Genomic DNA, 12621 nt, shown 5'->3' with positions numbered 1-12621 from the left:
TTCCACCAGAAAAAAACCATCGCGACACCCCCCCCCCCCCTTTCCTCCCCCCCCCCCCCCCGCGATGGTGTACGTACGACGCTGCCCGGTCAGATGTAGATGAACACCAGCACCAGCGCGGCGACCACTGCCCACTTTTCCAGGTAGTAGCGCATGCGGTTGCGTTTCTTCAGCGCCTTGCCGCGTTCACGGATCTTGTAGATGCGGGTGAACAGGCGGTTGATGCCGCCAGTCTTGTCATTGGCATCGTTGGGTGCGGCGGCGGCAGCCATGACGTTGCGGCTGAACCAGCGGTTGAAGGCGCTCGCCCAGCGGTACTTGAGCGGGCGTTCGACGTCGCAGAACAGGATGATGCGGTTGTGCTCGGTGGTGTTGGCGGCGTAGTGGATGTAGGTCTCGTCGAACATCACCGCTTCGCCGTCGCGCCACGAATATTTCTCGCCGTCGACATCGATGTAGCAGCCGTCGTCGTTGGGGGTATCCAGGCCCAGGTGGTAGCGGTAGGAACCGGCGTACGGGTCGCGGTGGCGCACCAGTTTGGCGCCCGGTGGCAGGGTGGCGAACATCGCCGCCTTGACCGTGCCGATACCCTGCAGCAGCTCGGTGGTGCGTGGGCACAGGCTCATTGCCGAGGGGTGGCTCTCGCCGTACCACTTCAGGTAGAAGCGCTTCCAGCCGGTCTTGAAGAACGAGTTGAAACCGACGTCGTCGTAATTCTCGGACTTCTTGATCTCGCCGGCATGCAGCAGTTGCTGGGCCTCGGCACGGATCTCCTGCCAGTGGTCCTTGAGCGGTTGCAGCTCGGGGAACGCCTCGACCGGCAGGTAGGGCTTGGCCGGGAGCCTGGAGAACAGGTAAAGGAAACTGTTGACCGGGGCGAGGAAGCTGGAGTGGTCGCCCAGCTGGCGGGTCAGCTTGTGACGAACCCGACCGCGCAGGTGAACATAGGCGATCGAGAGGACGAAGATCAGTACGAGTGCAATTTTCATGGACGGTTACTTGTCTAAAAAATGGCCATGCGCCATGGCATAAGCCCGCCAGCATAAACAAACATCGTCAGGGATTGTACTTATTGTTACGTAAATTCCGGGCGACTTAGGTGTAATGGCCTACAGCTTGCGCAAACGATTCAACTGGATTTTTCCATGTATTTTGTGCTTTGGATTACCCCAATCTTCTGACAAGGAACGCCCTATGGTCCAGGACTCACGCCCCAGCGGCGCACCGTTCAAGCGCCTGTTTTTCGCCCTTTCGATCAGTGACGGACAGCGCCGCGCCATCGCCCAGTGGCGCCGTGGCCTGGATCTGCGCAGCGGCAAGCCGGTGCCGGCGGACAACTTCCATGTGACCTTGCTGTTTCTGGGGGATGTGGATGCGGCCCTGGTGCCGGCGGTGTGCGCTGCCGTCGAGCCGTTGCAGCGCCCGGATGCGCCGCTGCGGGTGGTGCTCGACCGGTTGCAGGTGTGGCCGCGGGCAAGCGCCCTGATGCTTGAGCCGGAGCAGGCGCCAGCGGCCCTGCGCCAGTTGGTCTATGCCCTGCAGCAGGCAGTGCTGCCGCTGGGCATCGAGGCGCAGGTGCGCGAGTACCGGCCGCACCTGACGCTGTCGCGGGACTTTCGCGGGCCGCTGCCGGAGGCGGTGCAAGCGCCTGAGTTCTTCCTTGCGGCGCGCAGCTTCACCTTGTTCGAGTCGCGCAAGGGCCAGTACTGGCCGCTGGCCGAATGGCCCCTGGCGGATTGAGGCGTCTCAGAACTGCGGCGTGTATTTGACCGTGAACATGAAGTTGCGTGGCTCGCCGTAGTTGTTGCTGCCATTGAGCTGGTTGAAACCGGCCACCCAATATTTCTTGTCGAACAGGTTGTTGGCATTGACCGCCAGGTTCACTTCGGGTGTCAGCTGGTAGGCCAGGCGTGCGCTCCAGACCGTGTAGCCTGCCACTTCATAGTTGCGCTCGTAGCCCAGGGTGTGGCTCTGGCTGGTGAAGCCCAGCCCGGTGCTCCAGCGCTGGCCATCCAGCGGCAGGGTGTAGTCGGCCCAGGCGCGCAGCATGTGCTTGGGGGTCCACTGGCTGAATACACGGCCCTTGTTGTCCGGGTCTTCGAGGAACTTGGTGGTGTTGTAGGTATAGCCGGCGAACAGTTGCAGGCCGCTGAGCACTTCGCCGCTGACCTCGGCTTCGACGCCCTGGCTGCGCACCTTGCCGCCAGCGGTCGAGCAGTACCAGTCATCGCAGGCAAAACCCGAGGCGACGTCGGTGACGGCACGGTTTTCCTGGTCATAGCGGAACACGGCCAGCGAGGCATTGACGCGGCCGTCGAGCAGTTCGCCTTTCAGGCCGGTCTCGTAGTTGCTGCCCACCACCGGCTTGAGCGGCGCGTTGCCCACGGCGCGCTCGGTCTGCGGCACGAATACATCGGTGTAGCTGGCGTACCAGGCCCATTCACGGGTCAGGTCGTAAACGAAGCCGGCATAAGGCGTGACCTGCCCGGTCTCGGTCATGCGGCTGGTCGGGTGTTGGTTACCGGGCTCGTTCGGGCCGTTGAAGTCGGTCGAATCCCAGCGGTAGTCGAACCAGCTGACCCGCGCGCCGAGCACCAGGGTCAGGTCCTCCACCGGCTTGACGCGCCAGGCGCCATACAGGCCTTTCTGGCGGACGTCGTAGCTGGCGCGGTTGGCGCGGCCCATGTCGCCGGCGAGCAGGCTGTCGCGGCTAGGTTCCGGGCGGTTGTGATCGATGGCGAAGATGTTGTCGTCGGGATCGTCGACGAAGTTGCGCCAATAGGCATCGTCGGACTTCAGCTTGGCGTAGTTGCCACCCAGGGTCACCTCGTGGGCCACGGAGCCGGTATCGAAATGCCCGACCAGGTTCATGTCCAGGCCGAGCTTGGTGTTGTGAAAATCGGTGATCCAGTCGGCGTAGCTGATGCCCGTGCCATCGGGGGCCAGGCCTTGGTCGATGGTCTGCACGCGCTGGTGGGTGGAGGTATTGGTCTCATCCATGCGCACGGCGGCGGTCTTGAACGTCCAGTCGTCGTTGAAACGGTGCTCGAGGTCGAGGTAGTAGGTGGTGACGTCGGTCTCGGCGCGGCTCCAGCGCGCACCGGTGTAGGTGGAGCGGGGCAGGTCCACCGCCTTGCCGGTCGCATAGCGGGGGATGCCGCGCAGCATCGGGCGCGACTGCTGGCGGCTGTAGCTGATGCCGCCACCCACGGTGGTGGCATCGTTCAGGTCGATGTCCAGGGCGCCATACAGGGAGTGGTTCTTGCTCCACTTGTAATCGATGTAACTGTCGCTCTGGTCTTCGTCCAGCACCACGCGTCCACGTACCCGGCCATCGCCGGTCAACGGGCCGCCGGCGTCCAGCTGCAGGCCGTAGTGATCCCAGGAGCCCGCCTTGCCGGTCAGGGCGACGGTCGGGGTGGCCTGGCCGCGCTTGCGCACCAGGTTGATCGCGCCACCTGGGCTGCCGGTACCTTGCAGCAGGCCGGAGGCGCCCCGCAGGATTTCCACGCGGTCGAAGAACACCAGGTCCTGGGTTGCCCAGTTGCCCAGCGAGTAGTTATTGCGCTGGATCGGCACCCCATCGTACTGCCAGTCGTCGATCTGGAAGCCGCGCGAGGTGATGACCACGCCCGGGCCGATGCCTTGGGCACCGACCAGGCCGGTGGTGTGGTTGACGGCGTCCTGCAGGTCGGTGATGCCCTGGTCGTCCAGCTGCTTGCGGGTGATGACGGTGACCGACTGCGGGATCTCCTTGAGCGTGTGCACACCCTTGCCGAGGGTGACGGCACGCGCGGCGTAGCTGCCGCTGCCTTCACTGGTGGCGTCCAGGTAGTTGTCGCTGATGCTGGTGCTGCCCAGCTCCAGCGCGTTGCCCTCCAGGCTGGCCGGCGCCACGCTGAAGTGGCCGCTGGCGGTCACCCGCAGTTGCAGGCCGCTACCGGCCAGGGCGGCCTGCATGGCTTGTTCGGCACTCATTTCACCGACCACCGCCGGGGCCTGCTTGCCGCGCACCAGGCCGGGCTCCAGGGCGATGATGTGCCCGCTCTGGCTGGCAATGCGGTTGAGCGTGGTGGCCAGGTCTGCCGCCGGCAGGTTGAACGACTGGGTCTGCGCCTGGGCAAAGCCGCTGAGGCTGCTCAGGGCGATGACGAGGGGCAGGGCGCGGGGCCATAGGTTGTGCACGGTGTTCTCCCGAGTTTGAAGTTGGCTGTCAGGAGTTAGGTGCAACGAGAAATGAAAACCGGACACCTTTGCGAATGATTTTCAAAAATATTTTCAACCCGCTGCCGCCGGCCCGATCAGGGTCAGCCACGGGCCGTAGTGTTCGATGCGGATCGGCAGGGTTTCGCCCAGGGCCTGCAGGGCCTCCCGGGGTTGGTCCAGCGGGAACACGCCCTGTACGCGCAGGGAGCGCACTTCGGGAGCCAGGCGGATGAAGCCGGGCTGGTAGTCGCGCAGGGCGTCGATCACCTGGTGCAGCGGCTCGTCGAGCACCTCCAGGCGGCCTTCGAGCCAGGCTGCGCGCTGGCGTTGTTCCTGCGCGAGCAGTTCGATACCGCTGCTGCGCAGCAAGGCGGCCTGGCCTTCCTGCAGGTCGAGCTGGCGGCCGTCGGCGAGGCTGGCGCGCACGCTGTGTTGCAGCACCACCACACGGGTCGAGCTTGCCTCCTGGCTGACCAGGAAGCGGGTGCCCAGGGCCTGCACCTGGCCTTGCGCGGTGCGTACCCGCAGCGGGCGACGCGGGTCTGCCGCGACCTGGATCAGCAGTTCGCCACGGCGCAATACCACCAGGCGTTGGCCGGCATCGAACAGCAAGTCGACCGCGCTGTGGCTGTTGAGGCTCAGGCGGCTGCCATCGTCCAGGGTGAAGCTGCGGCGCTGGCCGCTGGCGGTGTGCAGGTCGGCTCGCCAGCCCAGGGCCGCGTCACTGCGCCAGCCGGCCCACAGCCCGCCGCCCAGCAGGCCGAGGCCGGCCATGGTGCGCAGCACTTCGCGGCGGCTGCGGGTGGGTTGCAGCAACAGGCGGCGGGTGGCTTCGGTCTGGCCGGGCGCCCTTGCATCGAGGCCGCGCAGTACCGCGCAGGGGCGGCCAAGGCGCTGTTGCAGCAAGTCCCACGCTTGTTGGTGCCGAGGGTCCTGGCCCAGCCAGTGCTGCAGGCGCGCGGGCAGGCTGGCGTCATGGCCGCCAGCGTTGAGCTCCACCATCCAGTCGATGGCCTGTTCGCTGATGCTGTCGAGCACTTGGCGGCTCATGGCTGCAGCTCGCACAGGTAGCATTGGCGCAGCGCCTGCTTCATGTAGCGGCTGACGGTGCGTTCGGACAGGTTCAGCTTGGCGGCGATGTCGACGTAACTCAGGCCATCGAGCTGGCTATAGAGGAAGGCCGCCTTGACGATATCCGGCAGGCCATCGAGCACCTGGTCGATGGTGACCAGCGCCTCGAGCAGCAGCAGTTGTTCCTCGGCCGAAGGGGCCACTGGCTCCGGCAACAGGGCCAGGCGGTCCAGGTAGGCCTGTTCGAGTTGGCGGCGACGGTGACGGTCGAAGATCAGCCGGCGGGCGATGGTCGACAGGTAGGCGCGGGGCTGCTGGATGCTGTCGGGGTCGACCCGCGCGCCGAGCATCTGGCAGAACGCTTCGGCGGCAGTGTCCTCGGCGTCGGCACGGTTGCGCAGGCGCTTGTTGATGTGTTGCAGCAGCCAGCGATGGTGGTCGCTGAAGAAGAAGCCCAGCTTGCGGGTTGAAGTGCTGTCCAACGACCGGTTTCCAGAGTGTTAGTGAAAATCGTTCTCAATAGTAGCCGGGTCGCTCGGGTTGCTGCAATGGGGCGGTGGACTGCCGCCCCCGGTTAGTGCGGCTCAGGCGAGGGCGAGATGGCCTTCGAACAGTCGCTCGCCCAGTTGCCGTGCGCGTTCGAGGTTGGCGTGGTTGTCCTGGATTTCGCTGTCGGTGAGCAGCGTGGTGCTGAGCACCTCGGCGCCGCAGTAGTCGAAGATGCCGTGTTCGATCTGCGTCGTCATCGCCTGGTTGTAGCCGTGGCGCTCGAAGGTGCCAGCGTCGGCCCCGGCCACGCCGACCAGGTGCACGGTCAGGCCATCGAGCTTTTTGATCAGCTTGCCGTCGGCGTGGTAGTCGAATGCCCAGCCATTGCTGAACACCCGCTCCACCCAGCCTTTGAGCAGGGCTGGCAGCGACCACCAGTAGATGGGGTAGACCAGCACCAGGGTGTCGGCCCGTGCGATGCGCGCCTGCTCGGCCAGCACGTCTGCCGGGGCCGCAGCCTGGCGCCGGTGCACGGCGTGGTCGGCAAGGCCGAAGCGCGGGTCGAACTGCTCGGCCCCCAGGTCGGCGAACTCGCTGGTATGGCCGGCGGCGTGCAAACCGGCAGCGACCTGCCCGGCGAGTGCATGGGTGAGGGATGCAGGGTCGTGGTGACCAATGACGATCAGGGCATGCATGGCGAAGACTCCATCAAGCTGTGCAGGAAAACCGTGAGCGCTATATACTCGCGGTAAGTTACCCTTAGTAAGTTACTTTTGGTAGGTAAGCGATGTCAAGCGATGACAAGACCCCCTCGCGCAAGCGCCTTTCACGTGAGCAGCGCCGCCGTCAGTTGCTCGATGTGGCCTGGCAGCTGGTGCGCGAAGAGGGTACCGAGGGCTTGAGCCTGGGCCGGCTGGCCGAGCAGGCCGGGGTCACCAAGCCTGTGGTGTATGACCACTTCGAGACCCGCACCGGGCTGCTGGTGGCGTTGTATCAGGAGTACGACGCCCGCCAGACCGCCATGCTCGACAGCGCCCTGGCCGGCGGCCCGGCCGACCTGGCTGGGCGGGCGCAGGTGATCGCCGACGCCTATGTCAATTGCGTGATGAGCCAGGGGCGGGAGATTCCCGGGGTCAGCGCGGCGCTGGCGGGCTCTCCGGAAATGGAGGCCCTTAAACGCGTCTATGAGGGGCCGTTTCTCGACAAGTGCCGACAGGCGCTGGCGCCGTTCGCCGCAAGTGGCGACATCGATACCGCTGGTTTGCGCGCCTTGGTCGGGGCTGCCGATGCACTGTCGCAGGCCGCCGCTTGCGGGGAGCTTGCGCCTGAAGCCGCCCGCCAGGAATTGCAGGCGACCATTGTCGCGATGGTCAGCCGGCGATGAGCCGGCGCTGGCGGGATAACCCCCGGACTCAAGCATTGGTCATGCTAGAATCCGCCCCTTCGAATCTGGAGGTACACGCGTGCGCAAACTGGCTGTGGTAATGGCGGTGTTGGCCCTGGCGGGCTGCAACAACGAGGTCGAAGGGGTACACAACCAGGTGGCTGAGCACCTGAAAAACCCCAAGACGGCCAAGTTCGCCAATGTGCGCTTCGACACCCAGGGCTCCATCTGCGGCCAGGTGCGCGGCAAGGACGATGCCGGGCAGTTCGAGGCGTATCGTAGCTACGTGGCGATCAAGCGCGACGGCCAGTACCAGATCATCATCGATGAAACCGGCAATGACCTGCGCATCCGTGAAATCTGCGGTGGCGCCGAGCTGCAGCGCCGCGCCGAAGCCCTGGCTGACCAGCCGGCGCCGGAAGGCTGGGATGTGGAAGTGATCCAGGGGCCGAACATGGGCGCCCTGACCGACATGACCGCGCGCCTGATCGAGAAGGGCATCCCGTCCTGGGTCGAATACCGCGAGGGCAAACCTGTGGTGTTGATCGGGCCGTACCCGAGCAAGGCCGAGGCCGATGCGCGCAAGGCGGAGGTGATGGCCAAGCTTGGGACCGACTCGGTGGTCATCCAGCACGGTGTCGAGCGCTGACAGGACCGTCAAGAAGCTGTCATGTAGCGTGTGGCTTACCCTTGGCAGGGCCTTGATGTCGAAGGACATTTTTACCGGCTATGCTGAGGGGGCGAACGCTGAGCAGGAGAGCCACATGGCAACGCTGGAACGTGCCATCGCGCTGGCCATCAAGGCCCATGAAGGGCAGTACGACAAGGGTGGGGCGGCCTATATCCTCCACCCGCTGCGGGTGATGGCGCGGGTGACCACGCCCGAGCAGCGGATCGTCGCGGTGCTGCACGATGTGCTGGAAGACACCCCGTTCACCCTCTCCGACCTTGCCCGCGAAGGCTTCCCGCTGAAGATACTCGCCGCGCTGCTGGCCCTGAGCCGGCGTGAAGGCGAAAGCTACGAAGCCTTCGTCATCCGCCTGGGCGTCGACCCGTTGGCCCGTGAAGTGAAGCTGGCCGACCTGGCCGACAACAGCGACTTGTCGCGCATCGCCTGCCCGGGCCCGGCGGATCTCGCCCGCCTGGTCCGCTACCAGCAGGCCAGTGCCTACCTGCAAACGCTGGGCTGAGCGCCGTCAGCCACAGGCCTTGAGGTAGACCGGGCCGACGAATGCGTTGCCGTGGCCCATCACGCACGCGACCCGCTGGTTGCGCTGCTGTTCCCACGCCTGCGGCGGGTAGGTCTTGTTCCACGCCTCGAACAGCTGGCGATCCTGTTTCGACAGACGCAGATCGTACTGCTGGCTCATGTAGAAGTAGGTGCGCGCGATCATCCCGCGGATCGACGGGCGCGGCATGACTTTTTTCGCCTTGAAGTCGACCTGGGTCAGGCAACTGCCGTACTGGCCGTGCTGCACCGGCAGCCAGCCAAAGCTGTAGTTGCTGCGGTCGCCGTTCACTTCGCCAATGCTGGGTACCAGGTTGTGCAGGTCAGCCTCGGCGCGTTGGTAGGCCACATCATTGCGCGCGCAGTTCTTGCGCCCGCCGCTTTGCCAGCACTGGCGCTGGTGGCCGATCTGCCAGGCCGGGACGATATGCTCCCATTCGATGCGCGCGGCGCGTTGGGCGTTCTTGCGCGGCGCGTAGCCGCAGGACGCCAGGTCGACCTTGTTGCCGTTGTATTTGCAGCCGCAGTAGAACTCGGTGGATTGCGGCGCATACAGGCGCCAGGCGACCTGCTTGGCTTCCTGGAAGGTGCGTGGGGCGTCGGCGTGGGCAAGCGGGGTGGTCAGTAGCAGGCAGGTGGTCGCGTAAAGCAGAACTCTCATGGGCGGTCAGTCTTCCTGCGGTACGGTCCAGAAGATCTGCACGCCGCCGTCATCGCGGTGGGCGAGGGTGACGTTGTCGTTCTCGGCGATTTCTGCGAGCAGGGTGTCCCAGTCTTCGGGCGTTTCCTGTTCGAGGCGGAAGATCAAGGCGGCGCGGCTGCGCTGGGCGATTGGGCTGTTGATGATCTTCTGGATGCGCTGACCCAGTTGTTCATAACTGCTTGGCGTTGCTGCGGAGGTGCTGGCCACGGGCTGTTCCTTGTTTTGCTGTATGTGCATACAGTATTTCACTGTAGGCCATTTCGCAATAACAGGCAGGAAGAAAGCCGTGATCGAGGGGGTTGGGGCCGCAAGGCGGCCCCAGGCGTTGCTCAGGCGATTCAGCGCGAATCACGCACCATGTCGACGTGCGGGATACCGGCCTCGAGGAACTCCTCGCTGACCACGCGGAATCCCAGGCGCTCGTAGAACGGGGTGGCGTGCACCTGGGCGCTGAGCATCTGCTGCTTGAGGTCGCGGTTCTGCGCCTCGCTGATGACCGCATGCATCAGCGCATCGCCCACGTGCAGGCCGCGCCAGTCCTTGAGCACCGACACCCGGCCGATGGTGCCGTCGGGCAACAGGCGCGCGGTGCCGATCGGGTATTCGCCTTCCATGGCCAGGAAATGCACGGCCGTAGGGTCTTCGGCGTCGAACTCGAGCTCTGGCGGCACGTGCTGTTCAGCGATGAACACGGCGCTGCGGATGCGGTGGATGTCGGCGTTGTCTTTGTGCCAGTCGGCCAGGCGAACGCTGATCTTATTCATCGGCGAACCCCAGGCTGCCTTGCATGACCAGCTGCTGAATCAGCATCAGGCCGTCTTCGTCCTGCAGCCACTGGCCAAGGTTGTCGATGTGCAGGGCATCGGCGGCGCACACCAGCTTGAGCAGTTCGCGCAGTTTGGCCGGCAGTGGGCAACTACGGCCGCTGGCGAACAGCATCAGGTCGTCGTTGAGCTCGGACCAGGCCATGCGTGCGCTTGGGTTGCGGATCAGCACTGCGCCCTGTTCGAGGTAGTTGACCAGGTCCTGCTCGCTCAGTTCTTCACCGGCAACCTGCTCGGGGTAGCGCGGCTCGGTCATGAACTGGCCGAACCAGGTCAGCAGCAGGTCCTTGTCGGACATGTGCTTGTCGATCAGGGCCTTGAGGCGGTCGAGGGCGTCGTGCTGGATCTCGTGCGGGTCGCTGACCGGTTGGGCGTCGGCGTCGCTGTAGCGCTCTTCTTCGGGCAGGAACTGGCCGAGGAAGTCGGTGAAGTGGGTCAGCACTTCGGCGGCGCTCGGCGCGCGGAAGCCCACCGAGTAGGTCAGGCATTCGTCTTCGGCCACGCCGTAGTGAGCCAGGCGCGGTGGCAGGTAGAGCATGTCGCCTGGCTCCAGGGTCCACTCGTCGCTCTGTTCGAAGTCAGCGAGGATGCGCAGGTCGGCGTGGTCGATCAGCGGGCTGTCGCTGTTGCACATCTGGCCGACTTTCCAGTTGCGCTTGCCGTCGCCTTGCAGCAGGAACACGTCGTAGTTGTCGAAGTGCGGGCCGACGCTGCCACCGGGGGCGGCGTAGCTGATCATCACGTCATCGATACGCCAGCTGGGCAGGAAGCGGAAGTTTTCCAGCAACTCGGCCACTTCCGGCACGAACTGGTCCACGGCCTGGACCAGCAGGGTCCAGTCGCGCTCGGGCAGGTCGCTGAAGGCGTCTTCGGCGAACGGGCCGCGGCGCAGCTCCCATGGGCGCTCGCCGTGCTCGAGCACCAGGCGCGACTCGACTTCTTCTTCCAGGGCCAGGCCGGCCAGTTCGTCGGCGTCGATCGGGCTGATGAAGTCTGGGAAGGCCTGACGCACCAGCAGCGGCTTCTTCTGCCAGTAGTCGCGCAGGAATTCACGGGCCGTAAGGCCGCCCAGCAGTTGCAGTGGAGTATCAGAATTCATGTTCAACCTATTGATAAAACGTAATTTTTGTACGGGAATAAAAACGCCCGGCCAGGCCGGGCGTTGAACGCGACGGTCAGCTTAGACGCGTTTGGCCTGGGCCACGGCGTTGCCGATGTAGGTCGCAGGCGTGAGCAGCTTGAGCTCGGCCTTGGCGTCGGCTGGCATGTCCAGGCCGTCGATGAAGGTCAGCAGCGCTTCAGGGGTGATGCCCTTGCCACGGGTCAGCTCTTTGAGCTTCTCGTAGGGGTTCTCGATGTTGAAGCGGCGCATCACGGTCTGGATCGGCTCGGCGAGGACTTCCCAGCAGGCGTCCAGGTCGGCGGCGATGCGGGCTTCGTTGACTTCCAGCTTGCCGATGCCCTTGAGGCTGGCTTCGTAGGCGATGACGCTGTGGGCGAAGCCCACGCCCAGGTTGCGCAGCACGGTGGAGTCGGTCAGGTCACGCTGCCAGCGCGAGATCGGCAGCTTGCTGGCCAGGTGCTGGAACAGTGCGTTGGCGATACCCAGGTTGCCTTCGGAGTTTTCGAAGTCGATCGGGTTGACCTTGTGCGGCATGGTCGAGGAGCCGATTTCGCCGGCGACGGTCTTCTGCTTGAAGTAGCCCAGCGAGATGTAGCCCCAGACGTCGCGGTCGAAGTCGATGAGGATGGTGTTGAAACGGGCGATGGCGTCGAACAGCTCGGCGATGTAGTCGTGCGGTTCGATCTGGGTGGTGTACGGGTTGAACTCAAGGCCCAGCTCGTCTTCGATGAAGGCGCGGGCGTTCTGCTCCCAGTCGATCTGCGAGTAGGCCGACAGGTGGGCGTTGTAGTTGCCCACGGCGCCGTTGATCTTGCCCAGCAGCGGTACGGCGGCTACCTGGGCGATCTGGCGCTCCAGGCGGTAGACGACGTTGGCCAGCTCTTTGCCCAGGGTGGTCGGCGAAGCCGGCTGGCCGTGGGTGCGCGACAGCATCGGCACGGCGGCGTGGGTGTGGGCCAGGGTGCGGATCGCTTCGGCGATCTGACGCATCAGTGGCAGCAGCACTTCGTCACGGCCAGCGCGCAGCATCAGGGCGTGGGACAGGTTGTTGATGTCCTCGCTGGTGCAGGCGAAGTGGATGAACTCGCTGACCTTGGCCAGCTCAGGCAGTTGAGCGGCCTGCTCCTTGAGCAGGTACTCGATGGCCTTGACGTCGTGGTTGGTGGTGCGCTCGATTTCCTTGACGCGTTCGGCGTGCTCGAGTTTGAAATCAGTGGCCAGGCTGTCCAGCACGGCGTTGGCTTCGGCGGAGAACGCCGGCACTTCGCCGATTTGCGGATGGGCGGCCAGGCGCTGGAGCCAGCGCACTTCGACCAGGGCGCGGAAACGGATCAGGCCGAATTCGCTGAAGATGGGGCGCAAGGCCTGGGTTTTGCCGGCGTAACGGCCGTCTACAGGGGAAACCGCAGTGAGCGAAGAGAGCTGCATGGGGTGTTCTCGGACAGTCAGGCTTTTGGGGGGCGCATATCATACATGAAAAATGCGCCGGGGTCGGGTGGCTGACCAAAGGTCGGGCCTGTTTGAAACGGGTGGTAGCAGGCGTGGGAGCGGGCTTGCCCCGCGATGGCGGCGTAGCGTCCGGCATCGCCATCG

General features: G+C 64.8%; 14 protein-coding genes. 4 read left to right on the top strand and 10 right to left on the bottom strand.

What is annotated here, in order from left to right:
* Nucleotides 1-89: 89 nt before the first annotated feature.
* Nucleotides 90-989, bottom strand: coding sequence for a lipid A hydroxylase LpxO (lpxO, locus tag ACO6VM_RS07145; RefSeq protein ID WP_110993179.1), 900 nt, complete (start codon nucleotides 987-989; stop codon nucleotides 90-92).
* Between the two features lie 205 nt (nucleotides 990-1194).
* Between lpxO and thpR the strand changes: the two genes are divergently transcribed.
* Nucleotides 1195-1740: an RNA 2',3'-cyclic phosphodiesterase gene (gene thpR, locus ACO6VM_RS07140; protein WP_422402966.1), complete on the top strand. Its 546-nt coding sequence runs from the start codon at nucleotides 1195-1197 to the stop codon at nucleotides 1738-1740.
* A gap of 6 nt (nucleotides 1741-1746) precedes the next feature.
* Here the strand turns inward: thpR and ACO6VM_RS07135 are convergent, their stop codons facing one another.
* The 4 genes from ACO6VM_RS07135 to ACO6VM_RS07120 all read right to left on the bottom strand — a co-directional run bounded on the left by ACO6VM_RS07135 (nucleotide 1747) and on the right by ACO6VM_RS07120 (nucleotide 6461).
* A complete protein-coding gene (locus ACO6VM_RS07135) occupies nucleotides 1747-4185 on the bottom strand; it encodes a TonB-dependent siderophore receptor (protein ID WP_422402965.1) in 2439 nt (812 codons plus the stop codon).
* 93 nt (nucleotides 4186-4278) lie between these two features.
* A complete protein-coding gene (locus ACO6VM_RS07130; protein ID WP_422402964.1) occupies nucleotides 4279-5256 on the bottom strand; it encodes a FecR family protein in 978 nt (325 codons plus the stop codon).
* Nucleotides 5253-5759: a sigma-70 family RNA polymerase sigma factor gene (locus tag ACO6VM_RS07125; protein ID WP_110993183.1), complete on the bottom strand. Its 507-nt coding sequence runs from the start codon at nucleotides 5757-5759 to the stop codon at nucleotides 5253-5255. Before ACO6VM_RS07125 ends, ACO6VM_RS07130 begins: the two co-directional genes overlap by 4 nt.
* A 102-nt stretch (nucleotides 5760-5861) precedes the next feature.
* Nucleotides 5862-6461, bottom strand: a complete 600-nt coding sequence (locus ACO6VM_RS07120; protein WP_401058232.1) for an NAD(P)H-dependent oxidoreductase — start codon at nucleotides 6459-6461, stop codon at nucleotides 5862-5864.
* Nucleotides 6462-6553: 92 nt separating this feature from the next.
* Here ACO6VM_RS07120 and ACO6VM_RS07115 point away from each other — a divergent pair, with 92 nt between their 5' ends.
* From ACO6VM_RS07115 to ACO6VM_RS07105, 3 genes are all read left to right on the top strand, one after another.
* Nucleotides 6554-7150: a TetR/AcrR family transcriptional regulator gene (locus ACO6VM_RS07115; RefSeq protein WP_401058234.1), complete on the top strand. Its 597-nt coding sequence runs from the start codon at nucleotides 6554-6556 to the stop codon at nucleotides 7148-7150.
* 79 nt (nucleotides 7151-7229) lie between these two features.
* Nucleotides 7230-7799, top strand: coding sequence for an SPOR domain-containing protein (locus ACO6VM_RS07110; RefSeq protein WP_401058235.1), 570 nt, complete (start codon nucleotides 7230-7232; stop codon nucleotides 7797-7799).
* 115 nt (nucleotides 7800-7914) lie between these two features.
* Entirely contained in the window at nucleotides 7915-8340 is a 426-nt protein-coding gene (locus ACO6VM_RS07105) for a GTP pyrophosphokinase (RefSeq protein ID WP_125464668.1), read from the top strand.
* 6 nt (nucleotides 8341-8346) lie between these two features.
* On the opposite strand, the gene ACO6VM_RS07100 is transcribed toward ACO6VM_RS07105, so the two are convergent.
* From ACO6VM_RS07100 to purB, 5 genes are all read right to left on the bottom strand, one after another.
* Nucleotides 8347-9039: an endonuclease gene (locus ACO6VM_RS07100; RefSeq protein WP_422402963.1), complete on the bottom strand. Its 693-nt coding sequence runs from the start codon at nucleotides 9037-9039 to the stop codon at nucleotides 8347-8349.
* 6 nt (nucleotides 9040-9045) lie between these two features.
* Entirely contained in the window at nucleotides 9046-9288 is a 243-nt protein-coding gene (locus tag ACO6VM_RS07095) for a DUF1654 domain-containing protein (protein ID WP_125464666.1), read from the bottom strand.
* A 131-nt stretch (nucleotides 9289-9419) separates the two neighbouring features.
* On the bottom strand, nucleotides 9420-9845 hold the full coding sequence (locus ACO6VM_RS07090; protein WP_125464665.1) for a GNAT family N-acetyltransferase: 426 nt from the start codon (nucleotides 9843-9845) through the stop codon (nucleotides 9420-9422).
* Nucleotides 9838-11004 carry a cupin domain-containing protein gene (locus tag ACO6VM_RS07085; protein WP_258642311.1) on the bottom strand — a complete coding sequence of 389 codons (1167 nt, stop codon included), beginning with the start codon at nucleotides 11002-11004 and terminating at the stop codon, nucleotides 9838-9840. The genes ACO6VM_RS07090 and ACO6VM_RS07085 overlap by 8 nt, the downstream gene beginning before the upstream one ends.
* Nucleotides 11005-11085: 81 nt before the next feature.
* Complete coding sequence (gene purB / locus ACO6VM_RS07080; RefSeq protein WP_401058333.1) at nucleotides 11086-12456, bottom strand: adenylosuccinate lyase; 1371 nt, start codon at nucleotides 12454-12456, stop codon at nucleotides 11086-11088.
* Between the last annotated feature and the right edge of the window lie 165 nt (nucleotides 12457-12621).

Source organism: Pseudomonas sp. GZD-209 (assembly GCF_049310485.1).
GTDB classification, from domain to species: domain Bacteria; phylum Pseudomonadota; class Gammaproteobacteria; order Pseudomonadales; family Pseudomonadaceae; genus Aquipseudomonas; species Aquipseudomonas sichuanensis.
Note: the sequence above shows the minus strand (reverse complement) of the source record. Positions and strands in the feature narration are given on the sequence as shown.

Excerpts from the sequence above, each read along its gene's own strand:
- ACO6VM_RS07085 (WP_258642311.1), bottom strand. The coding sequence starts at position 11,004 with ATGAATTCTGATACTCCACTGCAACTGCTGGGCGGCCTTACGGCCCGT.
- lpxO (WP_110993179.1), bottom strand. The coding sequence starts at position 989 with ATGAAAATTGCACTCGTACTGATCTTCGTCCTCTCGATCGCCTATGTT.
- ACO6VM_RS07130 (WP_422402964.1), bottom strand. The coding sequence starts at position 5,256 with ATGAGCCGCCAAGTGCTCGACAGCATCAGCGAACAGGCCATCGACTGG.
- ACO6VM_RS07120 (WP_401058232.1), bottom strand. The coding sequence starts at position 6,461 with ATGCATGCCCTGATCGTCATTGGTCACCACGACCCTGCATCCCTCACC.
- ACO6VM_RS07115 (WP_401058234.1), top strand. The coding sequence starts at position 6,554 with ATGTCAAGCGATGACAAGACCCCCTCGCGCAAGCGCCTTTCACGTGAG.
- thpR (WP_422402966.1), top strand. The coding sequence starts at position 1,195 with ATGGTCCAGGACTCACGCCCCAGCGGCGCACCGTTCAAGCGCCTGTTT.
- ACO6VM_RS07100 (WP_422402963.1), bottom strand. The coding sequence starts at position 9,039 with ATGAGAGTTCTGCTTTACGCGACCACCTGCCTGCTACTGACCACCCCG.
- ACO6VM_RS07105 (WP_125464668.1), top strand. The coding sequence starts at position 7,915 with ATGGCAACGCTGGAACGTGCCATCGCGCTGGCCATCAAGGCCCATGAA.
- purB (WP_401058333.1), bottom strand. The coding sequence starts at position 12,456 with ATGCAGCTCTCTTCGCTCACTGCGGTTTCCCCTGTAGACGGCCGTTAC.
- ACO6VM_RS07090 (WP_125464665.1), bottom strand. The coding sequence starts at position 9,845 with ATGAATAAGATCAGCGTTCGCCTGGCCGACTGGCACAAAGACAACGCC.